38 protein-coding genes are annotated in these 24,412 nt (G+C 68.2%); 3 read left to right on the top strand and 35 right to left on the bottom strand.

Translation table 11 applies throughout. The features are described 5' to 3' along the window. Window positions 1-42: 42 nt before the first annotated feature. From FJM51_RS11495 to FJM51_RS11470, 6 genes are all read right to left on the bottom strand, one after another. Window positions 43-768 carry an ATP12 family chaperone protein gene (locus FJM51_RS11495; RefSeq protein WP_140454294.1) on the bottom strand — a complete coding sequence of 242 codons (726 nt, stop codon included), beginning with the start codon at window positions 766-768 and terminating at the stop codon, window positions 43-45. Beyond that, window positions 765-1,451 (bottom strand): HAD-IA family hydrolase, encoded by a 687-nt coding sequence (locus FJM51_RS11490; RefSeq protein WP_140454293.1) that lies wholly within the window; start codon window positions 1,449-1,451, stop codon window positions 765-767. The genes FJM51_RS11495 and FJM51_RS11490 overlap by 4 nt, the downstream gene beginning before the upstream one ends. Beyond that, window positions 1,448-2,494 carry an RluA family pseudouridine synthase gene (locus FJM51_RS11485; RefSeq protein WP_140454292.1) on the bottom strand — a complete coding sequence of 349 codons (1,047 nt, stop codon included), beginning with the start codon at window positions 2,492-2,494 and terminating at the stop codon, window positions 1,448-1,450. The genes FJM51_RS11490 and FJM51_RS11485 overlap by 4 nt, the downstream gene beginning before the upstream one ends. Window positions 2,495-2,595: 101 nt before the next feature. Next, on the bottom strand, window positions 2,596-3,042 hold the full coding sequence (locus FJM51_RS11480; RefSeq protein WP_140454291.1) for a BLUF domain-containing protein: 447 nt from the start codon (window positions 3,040-3,042) through the stop codon (window positions 2,596-2,598). Window positions 3,043-3,251: 209 nt separating this feature from the next. After that, on the bottom strand, window positions 3,252-3,650 hold the full coding sequence (locus FJM51_RS11475; RefSeq protein ID WP_140454290.1) for a BLUF domain-containing protein: 399 nt from the start codon (window positions 3,648-3,650) through the stop codon (window positions 3,252-3,254). Window positions 3,651-3,691: 41 nt separating this feature from the next. After that, on the bottom strand, window positions 3,692-5,062 hold the full coding sequence (locus FJM51_RS11470; RefSeq protein ID WP_140454289.1) for a replication-associated recombination protein A: 1,371 nt from the start codon (window positions 5,060-5,062) through the stop codon (window positions 3,692-3,694). 105 nt (window positions 5,063-5,167) lie between these two features. Between FJM51_RS11470 and FJM51_RS11465 the strand changes: the two genes are divergently transcribed. After that, complete coding sequence (locus FJM51_RS11465; RefSeq protein WP_140454288.1) at window positions 5,168-5,665, top strand: GNAT family N-acetyltransferase; 498 nt, start codon at window positions 5,168-5,170, stop codon at window positions 5,663-5,665. Between the two features lie 97 nt (window positions 5,666-5,762). Here FJM51_RS11465 and rplQ read toward each other — a convergent pair whose 3' ends face one another. The 7 genes from rplQ to rplO form a co-directional block, all read right to left on the bottom strand. After that, the gene (rplQ, locus tag FJM51_RS11460) at window positions 5,763-6,182 is read right to left on the bottom strand and encodes a 50S ribosomal protein L17 (protein ID WP_140454287.1); all 420 of its coding nucleotides are present in this window, start codon (window positions 6,180-6,182) and stop codon (window positions 5,763-5,765) included. 162 nt (window positions 6,183-6,344) lie between these two features. Then, window positions 6,345-7,361 carry a DNA-directed RNA polymerase subunit alpha gene (locus FJM51_RS11455; RefSeq protein ID WP_140454402.1) on the bottom strand — a complete coding sequence of 339 codons (1,017 nt, stop codon included), beginning with the start codon at window positions 7,359-7,361 and terminating at the stop codon, window positions 6,345-6,347. Window positions 7,362-7,482: 121 nt separating this feature from the next. Further along, entirely contained in the window at window positions 7,483-7,872 is a 390-nt protein-coding gene (gene rpsK / locus FJM51_RS11450; RefSeq protein ID WP_140454286.1) for a 30S ribosomal protein S11, read from the bottom strand. A 12-nt stretch (window positions 7,873-7,884) separates the two neighbouring features. Next, a complete protein-coding gene (gene rpsM, locus FJM51_RS11445; protein ID WP_140454285.1) occupies window positions 7,885-8,253 on the bottom strand; it encodes a 30S ribosomal protein S13 in 369 nt (122 codons plus the stop codon). Window positions 8,254-8,591: 338 nt separating this feature from the next. Further along, complete coding sequence (locus FJM51_RS11440) at window positions 8,592-9,239, bottom strand: adenylate kinase (protein WP_140454284.1); 648 nt, start codon at window positions 9,237-9,239, stop codon at window positions 8,592-8,594. Further along, entirely contained in the window at window positions 9,236-10,588 is a 1,353-nt protein-coding gene (secY, locus tag FJM51_RS11435) for a preprotein translocase subunit SecY (RefSeq protein WP_140454283.1), read from the bottom strand. The genes FJM51_RS11440 and secY overlap by 4 nt, the downstream gene beginning before the upstream one ends. A 103-nt stretch (window positions 10,589-10,691) precedes the next feature. Beyond that, window positions 10,692-11,177: a 50S ribosomal protein L15 gene (gene rplO, locus FJM51_RS11430; protein WP_140454282.1), complete on the bottom strand. Its 486-nt coding sequence runs from the start codon at window positions 11,175-11,177 to the stop codon at window positions 10,692-10,694. Window positions 11,178-11,449: 272 nt separating this feature from the next. Between rplO and FJM51_RS11425 the strand changes: the two genes are divergently transcribed. Next, complete coding sequence (locus FJM51_RS11425) at window positions 11,450-12,259, top strand: class I SAM-dependent methyltransferase (RefSeq protein WP_140454281.1); 810 nt, start codon at window positions 11,450-11,452, stop codon at window positions 12,257-12,259. A 274-nt stretch (window positions 12,260-12,533) separates the two neighbouring features. Further along, on the top strand, window positions 12,534-13,256 hold the full coding sequence (locus FJM51_RS11420) for a carbonic anhydrase (protein WP_140454280.1): 723 nt from the start codon (window positions 12,534-12,536) through the stop codon (window positions 13,254-13,256). 82 nt (window positions 13,257-13,338) lie between these two features. Here the strand turns inward: FJM51_RS11420 and rpmD are convergent, their stop codons facing one another. The 22 genes from rpmD to FJM51_RS11310 all read right to left on the bottom strand — a co-directional run. After that, the gene (gene rpmD / locus FJM51_RS11415; protein WP_140454279.1) at window positions 13,339-13,524 is read right to left on the bottom strand and encodes a 50S ribosomal protein L30; all 186 of its coding nucleotides are present in this window, start codon (window positions 13,522-13,524) and stop codon (window positions 13,339-13,341) included. An 11-nt stretch (window positions 13,525-13,535) separates the two neighbouring features. After that, window positions 13,536-14,111, bottom strand: a complete 576-nt coding sequence (gene rpsE / locus FJM51_RS11410) for a 30S ribosomal protein S5 (RefSeq protein WP_140454278.1) — start codon at window positions 14,109-14,111, stop codon at window positions 13,536-13,538. Window positions 14,112-14,122: 11 nt separating this feature from the next. After that, on the bottom strand, window positions 14,123-14,482 hold the full coding sequence (rplR, locus tag FJM51_RS11405; protein WP_140454277.1) for a 50S ribosomal protein L18: 360 nt from the start codon (window positions 14,480-14,482) through the stop codon (window positions 14,123-14,125). Between the two features lie 11 nt (window positions 14,483-14,493). Then, entirely contained in the window at window positions 14,494-15,027 is a 534-nt protein-coding gene (gene rplF / locus FJM51_RS11400) for a 50S ribosomal protein L6 (RefSeq protein ID WP_140454276.1), read from the bottom strand. Between the two features lie 10 nt (window positions 15,028-15,037). After that, entirely contained in the window at window positions 15,038-15,436 is a 399-nt protein-coding gene (rpsH, locus tag FJM51_RS11395) for a 30S ribosomal protein S8 (RefSeq protein ID WP_181164534.1), read from the bottom strand. Window positions 15,437-15,448: 12 nt separating this feature from the next. Continuing rightward, window positions 15,449-15,754, bottom strand: a complete 306-nt coding sequence (rpsN, locus tag FJM51_RS11390; protein ID WP_140454274.1) for a 30S ribosomal protein S14 — start codon at window positions 15,752-15,754, stop codon at window positions 15,449-15,451. A 19-nt stretch (window positions 15,755-15,773) separates the two neighbouring features. After that, on the bottom strand, window positions 15,774-16,334 hold the full coding sequence (rplE, locus tag FJM51_RS11385) for a 50S ribosomal protein L5 (RefSeq protein ID WP_140454273.1): 561 nt from the start codon (window positions 16,332-16,334) through the stop codon (window positions 15,774-15,776). Next, a complete protein-coding gene (gene rplX / locus FJM51_RS11380) occupies window positions 16,334-16,639 on the bottom strand; it encodes a 50S ribosomal protein L24 (protein WP_140454272.1) in 306 nt (101 codons plus the stop codon). Before rplX ends, rplE begins: the two co-directional genes overlap by 1 nt. After that, a complete protein-coding gene (gene rplN, locus FJM51_RS11375; protein ID WP_140454271.1) occupies window positions 16,639-17,007 on the bottom strand; it encodes a 50S ribosomal protein L14 in 369 nt (122 codons plus the stop codon). Before rplN ends, rplX begins: the two co-directional genes overlap by 1 nt. Before the next feature lie 58 nt (window positions 17,008-17,065). Further along, a complete protein-coding gene (rpsQ, locus tag FJM51_RS11370) occupies window positions 17,066-17,314 on the bottom strand; it encodes a 30S ribosomal protein S17 (RefSeq protein WP_140454270.1) in 249 nt (82 codons plus the stop codon). A 3-nt stretch (window positions 17,315-17,317) separates the two neighbouring features. After that, on the bottom strand, window positions 17,318-17,530 hold the full coding sequence (gene rpmC, locus FJM51_RS11365; protein ID WP_140454269.1) for a 50S ribosomal protein L29: 213 nt from the start codon (window positions 17,528-17,530) through the stop codon (window positions 17,318-17,320). Between the two features lie 161 nt (window positions 17,531-17,691). Beyond that, a complete protein-coding gene (locus FJM51_RS11360; RefSeq protein WP_140454268.1) occupies window positions 17,692-19,206 on the bottom strand; it encodes a peptide MFS transporter in 1,515 nt (504 codons plus the stop codon). A gap of 188 nt (window positions 19,207-19,394) precedes the next feature. After that, complete coding sequence (gene rplP, locus FJM51_RS11355) at window positions 19,395-19,808, bottom strand: 50S ribosomal protein L16 (RefSeq protein ID WP_140454267.1); 414 nt, start codon at window positions 19,806-19,808, stop codon at window positions 19,395-19,397. A 19-nt stretch (window positions 19,809-19,827) separates the two neighbouring features. Then, a complete protein-coding gene (gene rpsC, locus FJM51_RS11350) occupies window positions 19,828-20,550 on the bottom strand; it encodes a 30S ribosomal protein S3 (RefSeq protein WP_140454266.1) in 723 nt (240 codons plus the stop codon). Next, window positions 20,550-20,933, bottom strand: a complete 384-nt coding sequence (gene rplV / locus FJM51_RS11345; RefSeq protein WP_140454265.1) for a 50S ribosomal protein L22 — start codon at window positions 20,931-20,933, stop codon at window positions 20,550-20,552. The genes rpsC and rplV overlap by 1 nt, the downstream gene beginning before the upstream one ends. A gap of 3 nt (window positions 20,934-20,936) precedes the next feature. Beyond that, window positions 20,937-21,215 carry a 30S ribosomal protein S19 gene (gene rpsS / locus FJM51_RS11340; RefSeq protein WP_140454264.1) on the bottom strand — a complete coding sequence of 93 codons (279 nt, stop codon included), beginning with the start codon at window positions 21,213-21,215 and terminating at the stop codon, window positions 20,937-20,939. Between the two features lie 9 nt (window positions 21,216-21,224). Further along, entirely contained in the window at window positions 21,225-22,061 is an 837-nt protein-coding gene (gene rplB, locus FJM51_RS11335) for a 50S ribosomal protein L2 (protein WP_140454263.1), read from the bottom strand. A 114-nt stretch (window positions 22,062-22,175) separates the two neighbouring features. Further along, window positions 22,176-22,472, bottom strand: a complete 297-nt coding sequence (locus FJM51_RS11330; RefSeq protein ID WP_140454262.1) for a 50S ribosomal protein L23 — start codon at window positions 22,470-22,472, stop codon at window positions 22,176-22,178. Next, a complete protein-coding gene (rplD, locus tag FJM51_RS11325; protein WP_140454261.1) occupies window positions 22,469-23,089 on the bottom strand; it encodes a 50S ribosomal protein L4 in 621 nt (206 codons plus the stop codon). Before rplD ends, FJM51_RS11330 begins: the two co-directional genes overlap by 4 nt. Next, window positions 23,086-23,916: a 50S ribosomal protein L3 gene (gene rplC / locus FJM51_RS11320; RefSeq protein WP_140454260.1), complete on the bottom strand. Its 831-nt coding sequence runs from the start codon at window positions 23,914-23,916 to the stop codon at window positions 23,086-23,088. The genes rplD and rplC overlap by 4 nt, the downstream gene beginning before the upstream one ends. A 13-nt stretch (window positions 23,917-23,929) precedes the next feature. Beyond that, window positions 23,930-24,238: a 30S ribosomal protein S10 gene (gene rpsJ, locus FJM51_RS11315; RefSeq protein ID WP_140454259.1), complete on the bottom strand. Its 309-nt coding sequence runs from the start codon at window positions 24,236-24,238 to the stop codon at window positions 23,930-23,932. Between the two features lie 81 nt (window positions 24,239-24,319). Further along, on the bottom strand, window positions 24,320-24,412 hold a 93-nt coding region (locus FJM51_RS11310), incomplete at its 5' end, for an EF-Tu C-terminal domain-related protein (RefSeq protein WP_140454258.1).

Below are 24,412 nucleotides of genomic sequence, written 5' to 3'. Positions count from 1 at the left end.
CCTCAGGCAACCGGGCACAAGCTTGAGTGGTATTAGCGCAGATCAGGACGATATCTCGTCGGTCCCCAGCAGCCCGAGCAGCGTTTCGGCGCGCAGGAACGCCACGCGGCGCACCTCCGCCGCCTGCTCGGCCTCCAGATCGACGCCCCATTGCTCGGCCTGCCAGATCTCGTCGAGGCGCGAGATCTCCCAGGCCTCGGCGCCGGCGAGCGCGCCCCGGGCGACGGCGAGCCCGAGAACGAGCGAACCGGAGAGCGTCACCAGATCGTAGAGCGCGGTGAGGCCGAGCGCGTCGAAGCGGGCGACCTCGCGCCGCAGCGCCGCGAGGCTCGCCGCGTCCTGGGCGCGGTGCATCACGCCCCGGACGGGAACCAGCGCCGCGCCGAATGCCGCCTCCGCCCAGTCGAGCCAGGGCTGCCACGCGGCCTTCTGCCGCGCCGCCAGCCCTTCCGGCTCCTCCGCGCGATAGCAGAGCAGGTCGCTGTCGCCATAGGCGGCGATCGCGTCGATCACCGCCTCCCGCTCGCGCGAGACACGGTCGATCGCGGTATTGGCCGCCTTGGTATAGTGCAGGATCTCGGGATCGATCTCGCCGGTGATCGCGCGCCATTCGCCGGCGATCGCCTCGGCGAGCGCGGCGGTCGGGACGACGAGCGGCGCCTGGCCCGGGGTCCGGAGTTCGCGGGCATCGAGCCGGACCGTGTGGCCCGCCTCCGCCGGCGCGACGCTGACCTCGTCCCAGAACTTCCGCCGCGGCTTCCAGCTCATGCCCGCTCTCCCAGGAGCGCTGCCAGCGCGGCGTCGAGCGCCGCGAAATCCTCGATCACCCGGTCGGCCCCGGCGGCCTCCAGCCGCGCGCGCGGATGATAGCCCCAGGCGACGCCGATCGTCGCGAAACCCGCGGCCCGGCCCATCGCGATGTCGAATTCCGTGTCGCCGACCATCACCGCGCGCTCCGCCCGCGCCCCGGTCTCGACGAGCGCGGTCTCGAGCATCGAGGGATGCGGCTTCGAGGGATGCTCGTCCGCCGTCTGCGTCGTCACGAAGAGATCCCGCAGGTCGTGGCTCTCCAGCACATGGTCGAGCCCGCGCCGCGCCTTGCCGGTCGCGACGCCGAGCAGGACGCCGGGATCGGCGCGCAGCCGGTCGAGCGCCTCCCGCGCGCCCGGATAAAGCGGCGCGTGCGCCTCCGCCCCGCCGCGCTCGCGCGCCGCGACGAAGGCCTGGCGATAGCCCTCCGCGAGCCGTTCCAGCGTCGCCTCCGGAAGCTCCGGGGCCAGCGCCTCGACCGCGCGCGGCAGCGAGAGGCCGACGATCCCGAGGATCTCCGCGCGCGACGGCGGCGCGAGCCCCTCGGCGCGGAATCCCTCCTCCATCGCCGCGACGATCAGGTGCTGGCTGTCGATGAGCGTGCCGTCGACATCGAAGACGACAAGCTGCGTCTCGGTCATCTCAATTCCTCGAATGGATCGCTGGCGGCGTCCTCGGCGCGCCAGCCAAAGAAGTCCCAGGTCCGCCGCATGTGCTCGGGCAAGGGAGCGGTCAGGCTCAGCCGCGCGCCGGTGACGGGGTGGCGGATCTCGAGATGACGGGCGTGCAGGTGCAGCTTGCGGCTGATCCCGCCGCCGAGCTGCGCCCCCCAGCCCTCGCCCTCGTTCACCTGGCTGTTGCCGCCGTACTTGCCGTCGCCGATGATCGGATGCCCGATCGCCGCCATATGCGCGCGCAACTGGTGCGTGCGGCCCGTGATCGGCGCCAGCGCGACCCAGGCGGCGCGGTTTCCCGCGGCCTCGATCACGCGGTAGTCCGTCGTCGCGCGGCGCGCGCCTTCCACCGCGGCGACCTGATCGGGCGGGACCACCCGCATCTTCTCGCCCTCGCCGCCGGCGCCATGGCCCGGCGCCTTGACGAGGCCGTAGCGGATCGTGCCGAGTTCCGGCGCCGGCCTGCCGGCCACCACCGCCCAGTAGATCTTGCGCGCGTCCCGCGCCTGGAAGGCCTTCGCGAGCCCCTGCGCCGCCCTCGGGCTGCGCGCGAGGAGCAGCACGCCGGAGGTGTCGCGGTCGAGGCGGTGGACCAGGCGGGGCTTGTCCTCTCGCTCGAACCTCAGCGCCTCGGCCAGCGCGTCGACATGCCGGCTCTGCCCCGAGCCGCCCTGGACCGCGAGTCCCGGCGGCTTGTTGAGCGCCAGCACGTCGGCGTCGCGATAGATGACGCTCGCGCGCATCATCTCCGCGTCCGCCTCCGAGATCCGCGTCTCCCGGGGACGCTCGGAGGCCTGCGCCGCCTCGGGCAGCGGCGGCAGGCGCACCTCCTGGCCGGGCTCGAGCTTCGTCGCGGCGCGGACCCGCCCGCCGTCGACCCGGATCTCGCCCTTGCGGCAGAGCCGTTCCACCAGCGATTGCGGCACATGCGGATAGCGACGGCGGAGCCAGCGGTCCAGCCGCTGCTCGCCCTCGTCCGGCGTCACCAGGATACGCTGAACCCCGCTCATCGCGGCCCCGCGCCCACCGGAACCCGGCCTGTCAGATCGCGCACGTCCACCGTTCGCCCCCTTTTCCCGAGGCGTTCAAAGGCGCCGCGCGCGGCCGAATGTCAAGCGCGCCGGTCGGCCAGCGCCCGCGGCGAGGCGTGGGGTTCCGTCACCACGGCGGCGAGGCGGCCGATCCTCGGTCCGGCGGTCTCCGCCGGCGTCGCGCTCGCGGCGCGCAGCGCGCAGAACAGCTGCGAATCGTCGAGCCCGACCACCTGCCATTCCGCGTGGCTCCGGCTCTCGACCGGTTCGAAGCGCCGGACCTCGATCCGCTGGTGCCGGGGATCGGCCAGGATGTCGCAGGCCACGACCATGACCGCGTCGCAGGGGCCTTCGATCACCTGGGCGAAGCGGCTTCCCTCGAAGCGCAGCTCTCCCGTCAGGCCCAGCTCCCGGTTGCGCCGGGTCGCGGCGCGGGCGATCCGCCGCAGCGCGGCCTCCGGCAAGGCGGGGGCGACCCGCGACACGAAGCTGAAGTGAACGAATGAGACGTCGCCGCCGCACCCCATGATCGCCCTCCCGTAAGCGGCGACTTGGGACTGGCAGTCACCCAGGCGGCCGGCACTCGATTTTTGTTCCGAAACGGCGACGTGGCGTCATGCGATTAGCCACAACCCTTCCGGCGCCCATGTTTTTATTCGATAAAGTTTTATGTCAAGTGTCCAGGTGAAGCACACTGCAACCTTCGCGCGTGAGAGGTATTTTGACCATCCGGCATTCAGTCATCAGGCATGCCAAGCGGCAAACCTCCGGCGAGCATGGCGAGCAGCGCGCTTTCCGCCTCGGTCCCGCCCGCCGCCGGCAGCGCGGCGAAGGTCCAGTTCTCGAATCGCCGCGTCGGCACCCGCTGCTCGCTGAGGATCCGGAGGTCGCGGTGACGGGGGTCGGTGATGATGACTTCCATCCGCCCGAGCACCGCCGGTTCCGGTCCCTCCAGCACGGCGAAGAAGCGCCCTCCCCTGTGCATCAGCATTCCCGTGAGTTCGAGGGGTGCGTTCCGGCGCTCCCCCGCCCGGCCGATCGCGGCGAGTTCCTCCGGATCGAGCGGGCGGGAAGCACGGCTGACATAGGTGAGCCGCAGAACGGGGCGTGTCGCCCTCGGGTTTCTGGCCGCCATCTGGCCGGTTTCCTCCTCCGCGTGCAAGGACACGTTTCAGATCAATCCGGGGCGGAACCTCGCAGTCTTTCACGCTCCTCGGCCAGAAAGTCCAGCCTTTGCCTCAGATCCTGCTCGACCCCGTGTCCCGCCGGCCGGTAGAGCGCGGGCCGCTCCATCTCCTCCGGAAAATAGGACTGGCCGGAGAAACCGGAGGCGAGATCGTGATCGTAGATGTAGCCCTTGCCGTATCCTTCGTCCTTCATCAGCCGGGTCGGCGCGTTCAGAATGTGCTTCGGCGGCGTCAGCGACCCTGTCTTCTCCGCCAGGGCGACCGCCGACTTGTAGGCGGTGTAGGCGGCGTTCGATTTCGGCGCGAGCGCCAGATAGATAACCGCCTCCGCCAGCGCGAGTTCCCCCTCGGGTGAGCCGAGGCGTTCGTAGGTGTTCCAGGCGTCGAGACAGAGGCGCTGCGCGGCGGGATCGGCGAGGCCGATGTCCTCGACCGCCATCCGGGTGATCCGCCGGGCGAGGAAACGCGGATCCTCGCCGCCCCGCAGCATGCGCGCGAACCAGTAGAGCGCGGCGTCGGGATCCGAGCCGCGCACCGATTTGTGCAGGGCGGAGATGAGGTTGTAATGCTCCTCCCCCGACTTGTCGAAACGCATCGCCCGTCGGCTCAGCCGCTCGCCGAGCGCCGTCGCATCGAGGGTCTCGCGCGCCTCGGCGATCTGCTCGATCATGTTGAGGAGAGCGCGCCCGTCGCCATCGGCCATCTCGAAGAGCTGGCTCCGCGCCTCGGGCGTCAGCGGCAGCGGATGGCCGAGGGTCGCCTCCGCGCGAGCCGCGAGCTTTCCGAGGGCTTCGGGTACCAGCGGGCGCAGGGTCAGCACCCGCGCGCGCGACAGGAGCGCCGCGTTGAGTTCGAAGGAGGGATTCTCGGTCGTCGCGCCGACGAGGACGATGGTCCCGTCCTCCATCAGCGGCAGGAAGGCATCCTGCTGCGCGCGGTTGAACCGGTGGATCTCGTCGACGAAGAGCAGCGTCGCCCTGCCGTTGTCGTGCCGGATCCGCGCCGCCTCGAAGATCCTGCGCAGGTCCGCGACCCCGGTGAAGATCGCGCTCACCTGCTGGAAGGAGAGGTCGGTCGCATCGGCGAGCAGGCGCGCGATGGTCGTCTTGCCGACCCCGGGCGGGCCCCAGAATACGATCGAGCCGAGCTTGCCCTCGGCGAGCATGCGTCGCAGCGGCGCGCCGGGTCCGAGCAGGTGATCCTGCCCCACCACCTCGTCGAGCGTGACGGGGCGAAGCCGGTCCGCGAGCGGCCGCGGCCCTTCGCGGCGGGGGGCGCGCGGCTCCGCGGGCGGCGGCGCGGCGGCGGCGCGGCGCGGCTTCGGCGTGGGCGGGGGAAGGTCGTCGAACAGGTCGGCCATGATCAGGACATCTAGGGCCTGGCTTCGCCGGGGGGAAGGGCGCGCGTCTTGCCGCCGCGCGCGCATTGTGCGCAGGTGCGCCCCAGGATTCAGATGGACATGCCGATGCCTGCTTCTCCCCTCGTCATCCGCCCCGCCGAGGCGCGCGACCGCGCCGCGCTCTGGTCGATCCTCGAACCGATGGTCCGGGCGGGAGACACCTACACGATCCCGAGCGACTTCTCCGAGGCGGAAACCCTCGCCTACTGGCTCGGCCCCGATCGCGAGACCTTCATCGCCGAGCGCGACGGCGAGGCGCTCGGCACCTATTACCTGCGGGCGAACCAGCCGGGGGGCGGCGCGCATGTCTGCAACTGCGGCTACGTGACCGGCGCGGCGGCGCGGGGCCAAGGGGTTGCGCGGGCCATGTGCGCGCATTCGCTCGATCTCGCCCGCGCGCGCGGCTACCGCGCGATGCAGTTCAACTTCGTCGTCTCGACCAACGAAGGGGCGATCCGGCTCTGGGAGAGGATGGGGTTCGAGACCGTCGGGCGCCTGCCCGGCGCCTTCGCGCATCCCCGGCTCGGCGACGTCGACGCGCTGGTGATGTACCGCACGCTCTGAGGTCCGACGGCGGATCGCGGTCCGCCACGCCTCCCCCCGGAAAGACCAAAGGCCGCCCCGAAGGACGGCCTTCCGCGAAACCGGATGGATCGGGCGATCAGGCCTCGGCGGCCAGTTCCGCCTCGACGCGGGCCTTGTCGGCGGCGCCCTTCGCGGCCGGGTCGCGATCCACGAGTTCGATGATCGCCATCGGCGCGGCGTCGCCATAGCGGAAGCCGGCCTTCAGCACACGGGTATAGCCGCCGTTGCGCTCCTTGTAGCGGGGCGCGAGCGTGTCGAAGAGCTTCTTCACCGCCGCGTCCTGACGCAGCTCGGAGCTGGCGATGCGGCGCGAGTTCAGGTCGCCGCGCTTGCCGAGCGTGATGATCCGGTCCGCGATCCGCTTCAGCTCCTTGGCCTTCGGGAGCGTGGTCTTGATCTGCTCGTGCTCGATGAGCGAGGAGACCATGTTGGCGAACATCGCCTTGCGATGCTCGTGGGTGCGGTTCAGCTTGCGGTAGCCGTTGCCGTGGCGCATGTCGTTCTTCCTATCGTCTCAGGTTGTGCTTTGTCCGGCGGCCCTCTCGTGGGACCGCCTCCTTGGGGCGGGATTGCCCGGGGTCGTCGGGCGCCGGGAGCAGGCGGACCAAGGTCCGCCCCCCATCGGCGCCCGTAGGGCGGACTTCGGTCCGCCTGCTCCTTAGAACTGGTCCTCGTACTTCTTCGCGAGATCCTCGATGTTCTCCGGCGGCCAGTCGACGATCTCCATCCCGAGATGCAGGCCCATCGTGGTCAGGACCTCCTTGATCTCGTTCAGCGACTTGCGGCCGAAGTTCGGGGTCCGGAGCATCTCCGCCTCGGTCTTCTGGATCAGGTCGCCGATATAGACGATGTTGTCGTTCTTCAGGCAGTTCGCCGAACGCACCGAAAGCTCGAGCTCGTCCACCTTCTTCAGGAGGAGCGGGTTGAACTCGAGATCGTCCGCCTCGTCCATCCGGGTGCCGGCGGTCGGCTCCTCGAAGTTGACGAAGACCGAGAGCTGGTCCTGCAGGATGCGGGCCGCGTAGGCGATCGCATCCTCGGGCTTCACCGAGCCGTCGGTCTCGACGTTCAGCGTGAGCTTGTCGTAATCGAGCACCTGGCCCTCGCGGGTCGGCTCGACCTTGTAGCTCACCTTCTTGATCGGCGAGAACAGCGCGTCGACCGAGATGAGGCCGATCGGCGCGTCCTCTGGCCGGTTGCGGTCGGCCGGGACGTAGGCCTTGCCCTGCTCCACGGTCAGTTCCATGAAGAGCGAGGCGCCGTCGTCGAGATGGCAGATCACGTGATCGCGGTTCAGCACCTCGATCCCGTTCGTCACCTGGATGTCGCCGGCGGTGACGACGCCGGGGCCGGTGGCGCGGATCTCGACCCGCTTCGGACCCTCGACCTCCATCTTGAGCGCGACGCCCTTGAGGTTCAGCACGATGTCGGTCACGTCCTCGCGAACGCCCGGCACCGACGAGAATTCATGCAGCACGCCGTCGATCTGCACGCTGGTGATCGCGGCGCCCTGGAGCGAGGACAGGAGCACGCGGCGCAGCGCGTTGCCGAGCGTCAGGCCGAAGCCCCGCTCCAGCGGCTCGGCGACGGCGGTGGCCTGACGGAGGGGGTCGGCGCCGACCTTGATTTCGAGGGCGGTGGGCCGAATCAGCTCCTGCCAGTTCTTGTGGATCAGCATGCTCTATCCTCCATTCCTGTCCGCTGGCCGATCCCGGTAGCCAGCGAACGCCCGAGGGAAACGCGAAAACGGGCCGCGCGCTCCGATCGCGGAGCGGCGGCCCGAATGGACTGGTCCGTCAGACGCGGCGGCGCTTCGGCGGACGGCAGCCGTTGTGCGCGATCGGCGTCACGTCGCGGATCGCGGTGATCTGGAACCCGACGGCGGAGAGGGCGCGCAGCGCGCTCTCGCGGCCCGAACCCGGACCCTGGACCTCGACCTCGAGCGTGCGCACGCCGTGCTCCTGCGCCTTCTTGCCCGCGTCCTCGGCGGCCATCTGGGCGGCGTAGGGGGTCGACTTGCGCGAGCCCTTGAAGCCCATCGTGCCGGCGGACGACCAGGCAATGGCATTGCCCTGCGCGTCGGCGATCAGGATCTTCGTGTTGTTGAAGCTGGCGTTGACGTGGCAGACGCCGGTCGAGATGTTCTTGCGTTCCTTGCGCTTCAGACGCGCCTTTTCGCGAGCCATGGTCCGGCCTCCTTACTTCTTCTTGCCGGCGATGGCCTTCGCGGGGCCCTTGCGCGTGCGAGCGTTGGTATGCGTGCGCTGGCCGCGCACGGGGAGGCCCCGGCGGTGGCGCAGGCCGCGGTAGCAGCCGAGATCCATGAGCCGCTTGATGTTCATCGACGTCTCGCGCCGAAGGTCGCCCTCGACCATCAGGTTCGCGTCGATATACTCGCGGATCTTCAGCACCTCGGCATCGGTCAGGTCGTTGACACGGCGATTGTCGGCGATGTCGAGAGCCTCGCACATCTGCTTCGCGGTCGTGTTGCCGATACCGGTGATGTAGGTGAGTGCGATCTGCACCCGCTTGTTCGTGGGAATGTTAACGCCAGCTATGCGCGCCAAGGTTATGCTCCGTTCATCCTTCGGGCCGTCAGCCTGCCCCTATCCAAAAGCCATAGCCCGCCGATCCCGACGGCGGGCTTTCGAGTACCCTCATCCCTGGGCCAAGCATCCCGCGTCCCCCGAGGTGAAAGGAAGGGGAACGACTCTCTTTCGAGAGAGCGCGGAGTATAGAAATACCTAATCCGGCGTCAAGAGCGGTTGGCACGGATTTTGACGCCGGCCCACAAGGCCGAAATGGCGACGATCGGCGGGAAAACAAGGCCGTCCCGGCCCCCGCGGCGCCGCCGCCACGCAAGAAGGCCCCGGCGCACCCGGGGCCTTTTCGAATCGGGACCGGCTCAGAGGCCGAGGCCGGCCTTGATCTCCTTCGCCACGGTCTCGATCTCGGCGAGTCCGTCGACGGTGACCAGCTTGCCCTTGGCGTAGTAGTAGCCGATGAGCGGCGCGGTCGAGCGGTAGTAGGCCATGAGCCGCACGCGGATCGCCTCGGCGTTGTCGTCGGCGCGGCGCGTGAATTCGGTCGAGCCGCAGACGTCGCAGACGCCCTCCGCCTTCGTCGGCTTGGTCGTGTCGTGGTAGACCTCGCCGCACTTGGCGCAGGTGAAGCGTCCGGAGACGCGGTCGACGAGAACCTCGTCGTCGACCTTCATCTCGATCACCGCGTCGAGCGTCTTGCCCTTCTCGGCGAGCAGCTTGTCGAGCGCGTCGGCCTGGGCGAGCGTGCGCGGGAAGCCGTCGAAGATCAGCCCCTGCTTGCCGGCCTCGCCGTCGAGCTGCTCCGCGATCAGGCCGATCACGATGTCATCGGTGACGAGATCGCCCCGCGCCATCACCTCGGCCACCTTGTTGCCCATCTCGGTGCCGGAGGTCTTGGCCGCCCGGAGCATGTCGCCGGTGGAGAGCTGGACCATGCCATGCTCCTCGACCAGCCGCCGGGCCTGCGTTCCCTTGCCGGCGCCGGGCGGGCCTAACAGAATGATGTTCATCGCCTCGGTTTCCCTCGTCCCTTCCCGCGAAGCCGCGATTTCTCGATCAGTCCTTCGTATTGGTGCGCGAGCATGTGGGACTGTATCTGCGTGATCGTGTCCATGGTTACCGAGACGACGATCAGAAGGGAAGTGCCCCCGAAGTAGAAAGGCAGCGAAAACCGCGAGATGAGTACCTCCGGCAGCATGCAGACCGCCGCCAGATAGGCCGAACCGATCACGAGAATACGCGTGACGATATAGTCAAGACGGTCGATGGTCTGCTGTCCCGGCCGGATGCCCGGGATGAAGCCACCCTGCTTCTTCAGATTGTCCGCGACGTCGTCCGACTTGAAGGCGACGTTCGCCGTATAGAAGTAGCTGAAGAAGACGATCAGCGCGCCGAAGAGCACGAGATAGAGCGGCTGGCCGTGGCCCATGTAGGCCGCGACGTAGCTGAGCCAGCCCGACCCGCTCCCCGCCGAGCCGGCGAAGGTGGTGATCGTCGCGGGCAGGAGCAGCAGCGAGGAGGCGAAGATCGCCGGGATCACGCCCGCCGGGTTCACCTTGATCGGCAGGTTCGAGCTCTCGCCGCCATAGATCTTCATCCCGACCTGGCGCTTGGGATACTGGATGTGGATCTTGCGCAGCGCCCGCTCCATGAAGACCACGAAGGCGATCACCGCGACCACGAGCACCATCACGCCGAGGATGAGCGCCGGGGAGAGGGCGCCGGAGCGGCCCTGCGTGAAGAAGAGCGCCAACGCGTGCGGGAAGTTCGCGACGATGCCGGTGAAGATGATGAGCGAGATGCCGTTGCCGATGCCGCGCGCGGTGATCTGCTCGCCGAGCCACATCAGGAACATCGTGCCGCCGACGAGCGTGATGATCACGCCGAAGCGGAAGAACCAGCCCGGATCCGTCGCGAGCCCCTGGCTCTCGAGCCCGACCGCGAGGCCGTAGGCCTGGAAGGTCGCGAGCAGCACCGTGCCGTAGCGGGTGTACTGGTTGATCTTCTTCCGTCCGGCCTCGCCCTCCTTCTTCAGCGCGCCGAGCGAGGGCACCATCGAGGTCAGCAGCTGCACGATGATGGAGGCCGAGATATAGGGCATGATCCCGAGCGAGAAGATCGCCATCCGCGACACGGCGCCGCCGGTGAACATGTTGAGCATGCCGCCGATGCCGGCGCTCTGCTGCTGGAAGAAGCTCTGCAGCCGGGAGGCGTCGATGCCCGGCACCGGAATGTAGGTGCCGATCCGGTAGACGACCAGCAGCCCGATCGCGAAGAGAATGCGGCTCTGCAGGTCCTTCGCCTTGCCGAAGGTGCTCCAGCTCAGGTTGGCGGCCATCTGTTCCGCTGCCGATGCCATCCGAGGCCCCCTTAAGTGGAAGCGCCGCCGGAACCCGGTTTCCGGGCAGCCGACGGCGCGAAAACAGCACTGATTTATGCGGCCACCGGAGCGGCCACAAGCGTTATTCCTGCGCCGCGGCCTCGGCCTTCGCGCCGGTGACGGTCACGCTGCCGCCCGCCTTCGCGATCGCGTCGACGGCGGCCTGCGAGGCGCCGGTCACGGTCAGGTTGATCGCCGAGGTGATCTCGCCCTTGGCGAGCAGGCGCACGCCGTCGAGCTTGCGGCGGACGAGGCCGGAGGCGACGAGGATCTCCTCGGTCACCGGCTGGCCGGCGTCGATCTTGCCCGCCTCGACGAACTTCTGCAGGATGCCGAGGTTGATCACGGCGAAATGCTTCGCGTTCGGCTTGTTGAAGCCGCGCTTCGGCAGCCGCATGTAGAGCGGCATCTGGCCGCCCTCGTAGGCGTTGATCGCCACGCCCGAGCGCGACTTCTGGCCCTTGATGCCGCGGCCGGCGGTCTTGCCCTTGCCCGAGCCCGGGCCGCGCGCCACGCGCTTCTTCGACGGGGAGGCGCCGGGATTGTCCCGGAGTTCGTTCAGCTTCATGTCGCTTCTCCTCTGGCCGGACGCGCCCCATGAGCGACGAATGCGGGCGGCCACGGCACTGGTGTCAATGAGTCCCCGGAGGGAAAGCGGTCGATACACCGGGCCGGGCGCGGCCGCAAGGGATTCCGCGCCCCACGCGCCACACCGCTCGCCTCGTCACGGCTCTCCCCCCGCCGTCGCTGGTCGCGGTTGCGAGACGGCGGGATGCCGCGAAATCTCCGCGCGCAGGCGTCGAAACCTGCTAGGATGACGGCGATGTCGGAGGGGCCGCGATGCAGGAAGGCGACAAGCTCTTCGCGGGATCGATTCCCGCGCTCTACGACCGGTTCCTCGTACCGCTGATCTTCGAGGCGGCCGCGGAGGACATGGCCGCGCGGGTGGCCGAGGGCGATCCGGCCGCGGTGCTCGAGATCGCGGCGGGGACCGGAGTCGTGACCCGCGCGCTCGCGCCCCGGCTCGGGCCGGAGTGCCGCTACGTGGTCCCCGACCTGAACCAGCCGATGCTCGACCATGCCCGAAGCCGCCAGCCGGAAGTTCCGCGCCTCGTCTGGCAGGCGGCCGACGCGCTCGCCCTGCCCTTCGAGGAGGCGAGCTTCGACGTGGTCTGCTGTCAGTTCGGCGTCATGTTCTTCCCGGACCGGGTCGCGGGCTTCCGCGAGGCGCGGCGGGTGCTGAGGCCGGGCGGGCGCTTCATCCTCAGCACCTGGGACCGGCTGGAACTGAGCGAACTGCCCCATTGCGTGACGCGCGCCGTCGACGAGCTCTATCCCGACGACCCGCCGCGCTTTCTGGAGCGCACGCCCCACGGATACCATGATCCGGAGCGGATCCGGAGCGATCTCGCCGCCGCCGGCTTCGGCTCCGTGGCCGTCGACTTCCTCGACGCGATCAGCGCCGCGCCGCGAGCCTGGGACGTGGCGACGGCCTTCTGCCAGGGAACGCCGATGCGCAACGAACTCGAGGCGCGCGGCGCCTCGCTGGAAGCGGTGACCGCGCACGCGGCGCGGGCGGTCGAGCGGGAATATGGCGCCGGACCGGTCTCGGGCCGGATCCGCGCCTTGGTCGTGACCGCGATGCCATGATCCTCGCACCCCCGCGACTCCAACGACGGGGCCGGAACATCACTCTCGCTTCCTCGTGACGGCGGCGCGCCGCGGCGCCATCGCGCCGCATGCGACAAATCGCCGCGGAGGGTGCTCAGTGTCTTTTTCTGGCATCTGGCATGCCAGTATCGTTCCGCGCGGAGCGACACACCACGTCGCGCCCGCCCGACCGCTTCACGGGACGGTTCCCTCCTAGAGGGGCTGCCCCCGGGCTCCGCCAGGGCGCGACGCATGATACAGAAGGAAACGCCACATGAGCCATTCCGGAACCACGCGCCGGGGCGCGCTTTTCGGGTCCGTCGCCGGCCTCGCCGCGCTGACCGCGGGCACCGCCCGCGCGGAACAGGCCGCGCACACGGCCTCGCATCCCGTGACCACGCAGCTCACCGCCGACGAGGCCCTGGCCCTGCTCAAGGAGGGCAACGCGAGTTTCGAGACCGACGCCCCCTACCGGGGCGCGATCGGCCGCAAGCGGCGCCTGGAACTGGCGGCGGGCCAGATGCCCTTCGCGGTCCTGGTCGGCTGTTCCGATTCCCGCGTCTCACCCGAACTCCTGTTCGGCCGGGGGCTGGGCGAGCTCTTCATCATCCGCGTCGCCGGCAACACCGTCGACATTCCGGCGCTCGGCTCGATCGAATACGCGGTCGGCCCCCTCGGCGTGCCGCTGGTGGTCGTGCTCGGGCATGAGCGCTGCGGCGCGGTCCAGGCCGCCATCGGGGTCGTGGAGGAGAATGCCGAGTTTCCCGGGCGGATCGGCGAGATGGTAGAGCCGATCCTGCCGGCGGTCCTCGCCGCGCGCGGCATGGAGGGCGACCTGATCGCCAATTCCGTGGCCGCCAACGTGAGGCGCGTGGTCGCGAGCATCGCGGACCAGAGCCCGATCGTGCGCGAGGGCGTCGCGGCGGGAAAGGTGAAGGTGGTCGGCGCGGTCTACGACCTCGACGACGGCCACGTGAGCTTCCTCGGCGAGGCGTGACCGGAGCGCACTTCCCGCCCCCTGAAACGAAGAAACCCGCGGCGTCTCCGCCGCGGGCCGGATCCGGAACCCGAAGGCGCGCTCAGGCGCGCTCTTCGACGATGGTCACGAGATGCGGGATGCTCTCGACCATGCCGCGCACAGCCGGGGTATCCGGCAGCTCGCGGGTGCGGTTCAGCTTGTTCAGCCCGAGGCCGACCAGCGTGGCGCGCTGGATCTTGGGGCGGCGGATCGGCGAGCCGATCTGCTTGACGACGATGGTTGCCATTGTCCCTCTCCTCACGCCTCGGCGGCGACTTCGGTCGCCTCCGGCGCCGGCGCGTCGGTGCGCGGCAGGATGTCCGCGACCTTCTTGCCGCGGCGCTGCGCGACCTGGCGCGGCGAGGTCTGGCTCTGCAGCCCGTCGATCGTCGCGCGGATCATGTTGTAGGGGTTCTGGGAGCCCAGCGACTTCGAGACGACGTCATGGACGCCGAGCATCTCGAAGACCGCGCGCATCGGACCACCGGCGATGATGCCGGTACCCGCGGGCGCCGCCCGCATCACGACCTTGCCCGCGCCGTGACGGCCGGCCATGTCGTGGTGCAGCGTCCGGCCCTCGCGCAGCGGCACGCGGATCATCTGGCGCTTGGCCTGCTCGGTCGCCTTGCGGATCGCCTCGGGCACTTCGCGGGCCTTGCCCTTGCCGTAACCGACGCGGCCCTTCTGGTCGCCGACGACGACGAGCGCGGCGAAACCGAAGCGCTTTCCGCCCTTGACGGTCTTGGACACACGGTTGATCGCCACCAGGCGGTCGGCGAATTCCGGGTTCTCCTCGCGGTCGCGACGATCCCGGCGATTGTCTTCCCTTGCCATTCTCGTCTCCCTCAGAACTTCAGACCGCCTTCACGGGCGGCGTCGGCGAGCGCCTTGACCTTCCCGTGAAAGAGGAAACCGCCGCGGTCGAAATAGACCTCCTCGACGCCGGCGGCCTTCGCGCGCTCGGCGATCGCGGCGCCGATCTTCGCGGCCGCTTCGACGTTGTTCTTGCCGACGAAGCCCAGATCCTTCTCCATCGTCGAGGCGGCGGCCAGGGTGCGGCCCTGGACGTCGTCGATCAGCTGGACGGAAATGTTCTTCGAGGACCGATGGACGCTGAGGCGCGGACGACCATTGGCCATCGACCGCAGCTTGTTCCGGACGCGCAGGCGGCGCTTCTGGAACAACTCTCTCTTGCTGTTCGCCATTTGAGCGCTCCTTACTTCTTCTTGCCTTCCTTGCGGAAGATGAATTCGTCGCGGTACTTGATGCCCTTGCCCTTGTAGGGTTCCGGCTTCCGCCACTCACGGATGTTCGCCGCCACCTGGCCGACGACCTGCTGGTCGATGCCCTCGACGATGATCTCGGTCGGCTTCGGGGTGGTGATCGTCACGCCTTCCGGGATCGCGAAATCCACGTCATGCGAGTAGCCGAGCGAGAGCTTCAGGACCTTGCCCTGGACGGCGGCGCGGTAACCGACGCCGGTGATGTCCATTTCCTTCTTGAAGCCCTTGGTCACGCCGTCGACGAGGTTCGCGACCTGCGTGCGGGACATGCCCCACTGCTGGCGCGCGCGCTTGGAGGTGCCGCGCGGCGTCACCGTCACCGCGTTCTCCGCCAGCGCGATCGTCACGTCGTCGGTCGCGGTGAATTCGCGGGTGCCCTTCGGCCCCTTCACCGAGACGGTCTGGCCGGAGACGGTGGCGCTGACGCCACCAGGCAGCTCGACCGGTTTCTTCCCAATACGAGACATTGCCCTCTCCTCAGAACACCATGCACAGCACTTCACCGCCGACATTGGCGGTGCGCGCATGCGCGTCGGTCATCACGCCCTTCGGGGTCGAGACGATGGCGACGCCGAGACCCTGGCGGATCTGCGGAATCTCCTTCGCGGCCGAATAGACGCGGCGGCCCGGCTTCGACACGCGCTTCAGTTCCCGGATGACCGGGGCGCCGTCGAAATACTTCAGCGAGATCTCGATCTCGGGCAGGCCCTTCGCCGAGGTCACGTCCTCGTAGCCGCGGATGTAGCCCTCGTCCTTCAGCACGTCGAGGACCCAGCGGCGGATCTTCGAGGCCGGGGTGCGGACGGTGGACTTGCCGCGCATCGAGGCGTTGCGGATGCGGGTGAGCATATCGCCCAGGGGATCATTCATCGACATATCCGTTCCCCCTTACCAGCTCGACTTGACCATGCCGGGGATCTGCCCCCGCGAGGCGAAGTCGCGGAGCGCGATACGCGACATCCGGAGCTTGCGGTAGTACGCCTTCGGACGGCCGGTGACCTCGCACCGGTTGTGAAGACGCGTCGCCGAGGAATTGCGCGGCAGCTTGGCGAGCCGGAGCTGCGCCTTGAACCGCTCTTCCATCGGACGGGATTCGTCGCGGGCGATCGCCTTCAGCTCGGCGCGCTTGTCCGCGTATTTCGCCACAAGAGCTTCACGCTTCTTCTGGCGGTTGATCATGCTAACCTTGGCCATCTCTAACCTTTCCCCCGCGTCACGCCGTGAAGGGCATGTTGAAAGCCTTCAACAGCGCCTTCGCCTCCGCGTCGGTCTTCGCGGTGGTGGTGATGACAATGTCCATGCCCCAGACCTGATCGATCTTGTCGAAGTTGATCTCGGGGAAGACGATGTGCTCCTTCAGGCCCATGGCATAGTTGCCGCGGCCGTCGAAGCTCTTGGGGTTGATCCCGCGGAAGTCGCGGATGCGCGGCATCGCGACGGTGATCAGCCGGTCGAGGAATTCGTACATCCGGTCGCGGCGCAGCGTGACCTTGACGCCGAGCGGCATCTCCTCGCGGACCTTGAAGCCGGCGATCGACTTCTTGGCCTTGGTGATGACCGGCTTCTGGCCGGCGATCAGCGTGAGATCGGCCTCGGCCGAGCGGATCTTCTTCGAGTCGGACACGGCCTCGCCGACACCCATGTTCAGGACGATCTTGTCCAGACGCGGGATCTGCATGTCGTTCTTGTAGGAGAACTCTTCCTTGAGCGCCGCGCGGATCGTGTCCTTGTAGAGCGTCTCAAGCCGCGGCGTGTAATTCGTGGCGTCGAGCATCAGATCGCCTCCCCGGTGGTCTTGGCGAAACGCACCTTCTGGTCGCCTTCCAGACGGAAGCCGACGCGGGTGGCCTTGCCGTTCGCGTCAAGGAGCGCGAGATTGCTGAGGTCGATCGGCATGGCGGTCGGGATCCGGCCGCCCTGGCTCGCCTGCGTCTGGCGCTGGTGGCGGATGGCGACGTTCACGCCCTCGACCACGGCCTTGTTGTCCTTCGGCAGAACCCGGGTGATCTCGCCCTGCTTGCCCTTGTCCTTGCCGGCGAGCACGACGACCTTGTCGCCCTTGCGGAGTTTCGCGGCCATCACAGCACCTCCGGCGCGAGCGAGATGATCTTCATGAAGTTCTTCGCCCGCAGCTCGCGCACGACCGGCCCGAAGATGCGGGTGCCGACCGGCTCGTTCTGGTTGTTGAGGATCACGGCGGCGTTGCGATCGAAGCGGATGGCGGTGCCATCCTCGCGGCGGACTTCCTTGGCGGTGCGCACGACCACGGCCTTGCGCACGTCGCCCTTCTTCACGCGGCCACGCGGAATGGCCTCCTTCACCGACACCACGATGATGTCGCCGACGGAGGCGTACTTCCGCTTGGATCCGCCCAGAACCTTGATGCACTGAACCCGGCGGGCGCCGGAGTTGTCAGCGACATCCAGATTGGTCTGCATCTGGATCATAAGTCGTTACTCCCGACCTGCGGGCACGAAGCCCGCGGTTTCGTCAAAATCCGAGAACTCAGGCTTCCGCCCGCGCCGTCTCGACGAGCACTTCCCAGCGCTTGGTCTTCGACACCGGCGCGCATTCCTGGATGCGCACGACGTCGCCGACCTTGAACTGGTTGTTCGCATCGTGCGCGCGATACTTCTTCGACTGACGCACGGTCTTCTTCATCACCGGGTGGGTGAAGCGACGCTCGACGAGGACGGTGACCGTCTGGTCGTTCTTGTCGCTGGTCACGGTACCCTGGAGAATACGCTTGGGCATGGCTCAGGCCTCCGAAGCCGCCGCGGCGGCCTTTTCGTTCAGGATCGTCAGGACACGGGCGGCGTCGCGGCGGACGGCTTCCATGCGCGCGGTGTTCTCGAGCTGGCCGGTGGCCCGCTGGAAGCGCAGGTTGAACGATTCCTTCTTGAGGGTGGCGAGCTGGTCGCGCAGCTGGTCGGGCGTCTTCGCCCGCAGATCGGCCGATTTGGTGGCCATCGGTTTATCCTTTCAACATCGCCAGAGGGCCCCCAAAGCTGGGTCACCCTGATTCTGGCGGAGTTCATGGTGAGCGGGCCGTGTACCCGCAACGGCGGGGAAATGCAACGCCGAAACGCCGGGAACGGCGGCTCCCGGCGTCTCGCCGGCGCGCGCGGAGGCTATCGCGCCGGGGCGCTCTCCTCCAGCCGCTCGCTCCCGCCGAGCGCCCAGCGGGTGACGGGCCGCGCGAGGACGAGCAGCACGACACCGAAACCGGCGCTGGTGAGGAAGATCCGCCAGAAGGCCTCGGGCAGGCCCGAGGCGTGTTCGGTATCCATGCCGGCCGCGAGCAGCCCCGCCATCAGGTTGCCGAGCGAGGCGGCGACGAACCAGAAGCCCATCATCTGGCTCACGAACCGCTCCGGCGCCAGCCGCGAGAAGGTGCTGAGCCCGACCGGGCTCAGCAGGAGTTCGGCGACCGTGTGGAGGAAATAGGTGCCGACGAGGAAGAGGAGCGAGACCTTGGCGCCCGTCGCCGCCGTCCCCGCGGCCGGCACGAGCAGCAGGTAGCCGAGCCCCATGACGATGAGCGCGATCCCGAACTTCACCATCACCGGGATCTCCCAGCGCTTCTCGGCATAGATCCAGAAGCCGGCGAAGACCGGCGTCAGCACGATGATGAAGAACGGGTTGAGGTTCTGGAACCACGACGCGGGAACAAGGAAGCTCCCGAACTGTCGCTGGGTGAGATCGTTCGCGAAGATGCTGAGCGAGGAGCCGGCCTGCTCGAACCCCGACCAGAACAGCGCCGCGGCGACGAAGAGGATCGCGAGCACGATCATTCGCCGCTTCTCCGGCCCGGTCAGGTCGCCGGCGAGATAGATGTTGAGGAAGAAACCGACCGCCACCGCGACGATCACCAGCCCCATCGCCCGCGCGAGCCCCTGGGCGCCGCCGAGGTCGATCCGGCCGGTCAGCGCCGCGGCCGCGATGACGAGCGCGACGGCGCCCACGATCAGCGCCGTGAACAGGTGGTCGCGGCGTCCGGTGGCCGTGTCGGGATGGGCGTGGTGGCGCGGCGGCGCGCCCTTGCCCTTGAGCGAGGTTCGCGTGGCATGGACGAAATTGACGAAGCCGAGCGCCATGGCGACCGCCGCGGCGCCGAAGCCCCAGTGCCAGCCCCATGTCTCGCCGAGATATCCGGCGATCAGCCCGCCGAGGATCGCCCCGACATTGATGCCCATGTAGAAGAAGGAGAAACCCGCGTCGCGCCCGCCGATGTCGTTCTTGTCGTAGAGCGTGCCGACCATGGTCGAGATGTTGGGCTTCAGCAGGCCGGTGCCGAGCGCGATGGCGACGAGGCCGAGGTAGAAGACCGCCGCCCTTTCGCCGGAGACGGCGAGCAGCACATGGCCGGTCATGATCGCGACGGAGCCCGTCAGGATCGCGCGGCGGCAGCCCCAGAAGCGGTCCGCGATCCAGCCGCCGGGCAGCGCGAGGATGTAGACCGAGGCGGTATAGAGCCCGTAGATCGCCGCGGCCTCGGCCGTGTCGAGGCCGAGCCCCCCGGTCTCCGCCCTGTCCACGAGAAACAGCACGAGGATGGCGCGCATCCCGTAGTAGCTGAACCGTTCCCACATCTCGACGAGGAACAGGGCGGGCAGCCCCGACGGATATCTGGCGAGATAGTTCATCGGCCGTCCCCCCGGTCGCCGCGCGGGATCAGCCTAGCGCAAAGCGAGTGTCCGCGCCATCCGTTCGGCCGCTCCCCCCAACCGCGACGCGCCGCGCGAAGATACCCGCGCCCGCCGGTTCCGAGGATCGAAACGACAAAGGCCCCGGTCTCCCGGGGCCTTCCGAGGGACGGCGATCCGCCGGCCTCTTACCAGTCTTCGCGGGCGACGAACCGGCACTTGATCGGGAGCTTCATCGCGGCGAGGCGGAGCGCCTCCTTGGCGACCTCCTCGTTCACGCCCTCGATCTCGAACATGATCCGGCCGGGCTTGACCTTGGCGGCCCAGAATTCGACCGAACCCTTGCCCTTGCCCATGCGGACCTCGGTCGGCTTCTTCGTGACCGGCACGTCCGGGAAGATGCGGATCCAGACGCGGCCCTGGCGCTTCATGTGGCGGGTCAGGGCGCGGCGGGCGGCCTCGATCTGACGCGCGGTGATGCGTTCCGGCTCGGTCGCCTTCAGGCCGTAGTGGCCGAAGGTGATCTCGGTGCCGCCCTTGGCATCGCCATGGATGCGGCCCTTGAACTGCTTGCGGAACTTGGTGCGCTTCGGTGAAAGCATCTTACTCTATCTCCCCCGCTCAGCGCGCGTCGCGGTCGCGGTCGCGGCGCTGCGGACGCATGCCGCCGCCTTCCTGCAACTCGGCGTGGCGACGGTCGCGGGCCTGCGGATCGTGCTCGAGGATCTCGCCCTTGAAGATCCAGACCTTGATCCCGATGATGCCATAGGCGGTCGAGGCCTCGGCGAGCGCGTAGTCGATATCGGCGCGGAGCGTGTGCAGCGGCACCCGGCCCTCGCGATACCACTCGGTGCGCGCGATCTCGGCGCCGCCGAGGCGGCCGCCGACGTTCACGCGGATGCCGAGCGCGCCCATGCGCATCGCGTTCTGCACGGCGCGCTTCATCGCGCGGCGGAACGAAACGCGGCGCTCGAGCTGCTGCGCGATGTTCTCGGCCACCAGCGCGGCGTCGATCTCGGGCTTGCGGACCTCGACGATGTTGAGGTGCAGTTCGGACTTGGTGAACTTCGAGAGCGCCTTCCTCAGCGTCTCGATGTCCGCGCCCTTCTTGCCGATGATGACGCCCGGACGCGCGGCATGGATCGACACGCGGCACTTGCGGTGCGGACGCTCGATCACGACGCGGCTGATGCCGGCCTGGGAGGCGTGCTTCTTGATGTAGTCGCGGATCGCGATGTCCTCGTGAAGCAGCTTGCCGTATTCCTTGCCGTCGGCGAACCAGCGGCTGTCCCAGGTGCGGTTGACCTGCAGGCGCAGGCCGATCGGATTGATCTTCTGACCCATTACGCGGTCTCCTCGCTGACCTGACGAACCTTGATCGTGACCTGGCTGAACGGCTTCAGGATCTTGCCGAACCGGCCGCGGGCGCGCGGACGGCCGCGCTTCAGGACCATGTTCTTGCCGACCCAGGCCTCGGCCACCACCAGCTCGTCGATGTCGAGACCGTGGTTGTTCTCGGCGTTGGCGATCGCGGACTGCAGCGTCTTCTTGACGTCCTCGGCGATCCGCTTCTTCGAGAAGGTCAGATCGGAGAGCGCCTTGTCGACCGGCTTGTTCCGGATCATCGCGGCGACGAGGTTCAGCTTCTGCGGGCTGGTACGCAGCATCCGGCTCACGGCCATCGCCTCGTTGTCAGCCACGCGACGGGGATTCTTCTCCTTGGACATGGCTTACTTCCGCTTCGCTTTCTTGTCGGCCGCGTGCCCGTAATAGGTACGGGTCGGGCTGTACTCGCCGAACTTCTGACCGATCATCTCCTCGGTGACGTTCACCGGGATATGCTTCTTGCCGTTGTAGACGCCGAAGGTCAGGCCGACGAACTGCGGCAGGATCGTCGAGCGGCGCGACCAGATCTTGATGACTTCGTTGCGGCCCGATTCGCGGGCCTTCTCGGCCTTCTTCAGGACGAACGCGTCGACGAAGGGGCCCTTCCAGACAGAACGTGACATGATGGCTCCTTACCGCTTCTTCTTCTGGTGACGCGAGCGCAGGATGAACTTCGCGGTCGCCTTGTTCGAACGGGTGCGCGCGCCCTTGGTCGGACGGCCCCAGGGGGTGACCGGATGACGGCCGCCGGAGGTGCGGCCTTCGCCGCCGCCGTGCGGGTGGTCGATCGGGTTCATGACGACGCCGCGAACCTTGGGCCGCAGGCCGAGGTGGCGCGAGCGGCCGGCCTTGCCGAGGTTCTGGTTCGAGTTGTCGGGGTTCGAGACCGCGCCGACCGTCGCCATGCACTCCTGGCGCACCATGCGGAGCTCGCCCGAGGAGAGACGGATCTGCGCGTAGCCGCCGTCGCGGCCCACGAACTGCGCGTAGGTGCCGGCGGCGCGGGCGATCTGGCCACCCTTGCCGGCCTTCAGCTCGACATTGTGGACGATCGTGCCGATCGGCATCGCGGTGAAGGGCATCGCATTGCCCGGCTTGATGTCGGCCTTGGCCGCGGCGACCACCGAGTCACCGGGGGCGAGCCGCTGGGGCGCCAGGATGTAGGCCTGCTCGCCGTCGGCGTAGCCGATGAGCGCGATGAAGGCGGTGCGGTTCGGATCGTATTCGATCCGGATCACCTTGCCGGGCACATCGAACTTGCGCCGCTTGAAGTCCACGATGCGGTAGAGCCGCTTGGCCCCGCCGCCGCGCCGACGCATCGTGATCCGCCCGGTGTTGTTGCGTCCGCCCTGGCTCGACAGACCCTCGGTGAGGGTCTTGACCGGACGGCCTTTCCACAGCTCCGAACGGTCGATCAGAACCAGCCCTCGCTGGCCCGGCGTCGTAGGATTGTACGATTTCAACGCCATCTTGCTGTCTTCCGTTGCTTTCCGTCCCCTCGGGAAGGGGATCTCTTCAATTCAATCGCCGCCCGGTGGGGCGGCGACATGCGACTCGGTCGATCCGAGGGGTGCGCCCCCTTATCAGAGACCCGTGCTGACGTCGATGGTGTTTCCCTCGACCAGCGTCACATAGGCCTTCTTCACGTCGCGCCGGGTGCCCGGGCGGCCGCGGAAGCGCTTCACCTTGCCCTTGGTGACGGTGGTGTTGACCGCCTTCACCTTGACATTGAAGAGCTTCTCCACCGCTTCCTTGATCTGCGGCTTCGTCGCGCTCATCTGGACCTCGAACACCACGGCGCCGCTCTCCGAGGCCAGGGTGGCCTTCTCGGTGATGATCGGCCTGCGGATCAGGTCGTACTGTTCCGGCTTCACGCTCATTTCAGACGCGCCTCCAGCGCTTCGACGGCGGACTTCGTCAGCACGAGCGTGTCGCGGCGCAGGATGTCGTAGACATTCGCGCCGATGCTCGGCAGCACGTCCACGCCCTCGATGTTGCGCGCGGCCCGCGCGAAATCCGCGTTGACCTCGGCGCCGTCGATGACGAGCACGCGCTTCCAGCCCAGGTTCTTCAGGGTCGAGGCGAGCGACTTCGTCTTGGCCTCGGCGACTTCGGCGGTGTCGATCACGACGAGGTTGCCCGCGCCGGCCTTGGCCGAGAGCGCGTGCTTCAGGCCGAGGGCCCGGAACTTCTTCGTCAGATCATGCGCGTGGCTGCGCGGCGTCGGCCCCTTGTAGGTGCCGCCGTGCCGGAAGGTCGGCGCCTTGCGCGAACCGTGCCGCGCGCCGCCGGTGCCCTTCTGGCGGTAGATCTTCTTCGTCGAATAGCTCACATCCGACTTGCCGAGCACCGAATGCGTGCCCTGCTGGCGCTTCGCAAGCTGCCAGCGCACGACGCGGTGCAGGATGTCGGCGCGGGGCGCGAGGCCGAAGATCGAGTCGTCGAGCTCGATCGACCCGGCCGCGCTCGCGTCCAGCTTGATCACATCGGTCTTCATTTCTCTTCGGTCCCTTCTCCCGGAGCCGTGTTCGGGGTCTCGGCCGCCTCGATCGCGGCCTGCTCGGCCTCGGCCGCCAGACGCGCCGCCTCGGCCTCGGCCGCCGCCGCTTCCTCGGCCGCCTTCATCGCCGCCTCGTGCGCCGCCTTCGCCGCCGAGCGGAGCGCCGCCGGCAGGATGACGTTGTCGGGCGTCGCCTTCTTCACGGCGTCCTTGATCGTGACCCAGCCGCCCTTCGAACCGGGGACCGCGCCCTTGACCATGATCAGGCCGCGGTCGGCATCGGTGCGCACGACCTCGAGGTTCTGCGTCGTGACCCGCACCGAACCCATGTGGCCGGCCATCTTCTTGCCCTTGAAGATCTTGCCCGGGTCCTGGCACTGCCCGACCGAACCGTGCGAGCGGTGGCTGATCGACACGCCGTGGGAGGCCCGCAGACCGCCGAAGTTGTGCCGCTTCATGCCGCCCGCGAAGCCCTTGCCGATCGAGGTGCCCGCGATGTCGACGTACTGGCCGGCGAAGTAGTGGTCCGCCGTGATCTCCTCGCCCACCTCGATCAGGTTCTCGGGGGAGACCCGGAACTCGACGAGCTTGCGCTTCGGCTCGACCTTGGCGGCGGCGAAGTGGCCGCGCATGGCCGCGCTGGTGCGCTTGGCCTTCGCGGCGCCCGCGCCGAGCTGAACGGCGGAATAGCCGTCCTTCTCGCCGGTCCGCTGCGCGACGACCTGCACGTTCTCCATGTGAAGAACGGTGACGGGGATCTGCTTCCCGTCTTCCATGAACAGCCGGGTCATGCCCAGCTTCCTTGCTAATACTCCGGAACGCATCTCTTCCAGTCCCTCAGAGCTTGATTTCAACGTCGACGCCGGCGGCGAGGTCGAGCTTCATCAGCGCGTCCACCGTCTGCGGCGTCGGGTCGACGATGTCGAGAAGACGCTTGTGCGTCCGGATTTCGAACTGCTCGCGGCTCTTCTTGTCGATGTGCGGCCCGCGCAGAACGGTGAATTTCTCGGTCTTGTTCGGCAGCGGGATCGGGCCACGCACGCGCGCGCCGGTGCGCCGCGCGGTGTTCACGATCTCCGAGGTGCTGGCATCCAGGACACGGTAGTCGAAGGCCTTCAGCCGGATGCGGATAGTCTGACCTTGCATGTTATTCGCCTCTCGGCTCAAGGGTTGAAACGTCGCGTGGCCGGGACTTCCGCCCCGGCCACGGGGATGCCTCTCGGCGATTTACTCGATGATCTTGGAGACGACGCCGGCGCCGACGGTGCGTCCGCCCTCGCGGATGGCGAAGCGGAGCTTCTCTTCCATGGCGATGGGCGA

Source organism: Amaricoccus solimangrovi, assembly GCF_006385685.1.
GTDB classification, from domain to species: domain Bacteria; phylum Pseudomonadota; class Alphaproteobacteria; order Rhodobacterales; family Rhodobacteraceae; genus Amaricoccus; species Amaricoccus solimangrovi.
This window is presented reverse-complemented; position numbering and strand designations above follow the sequence as displayed.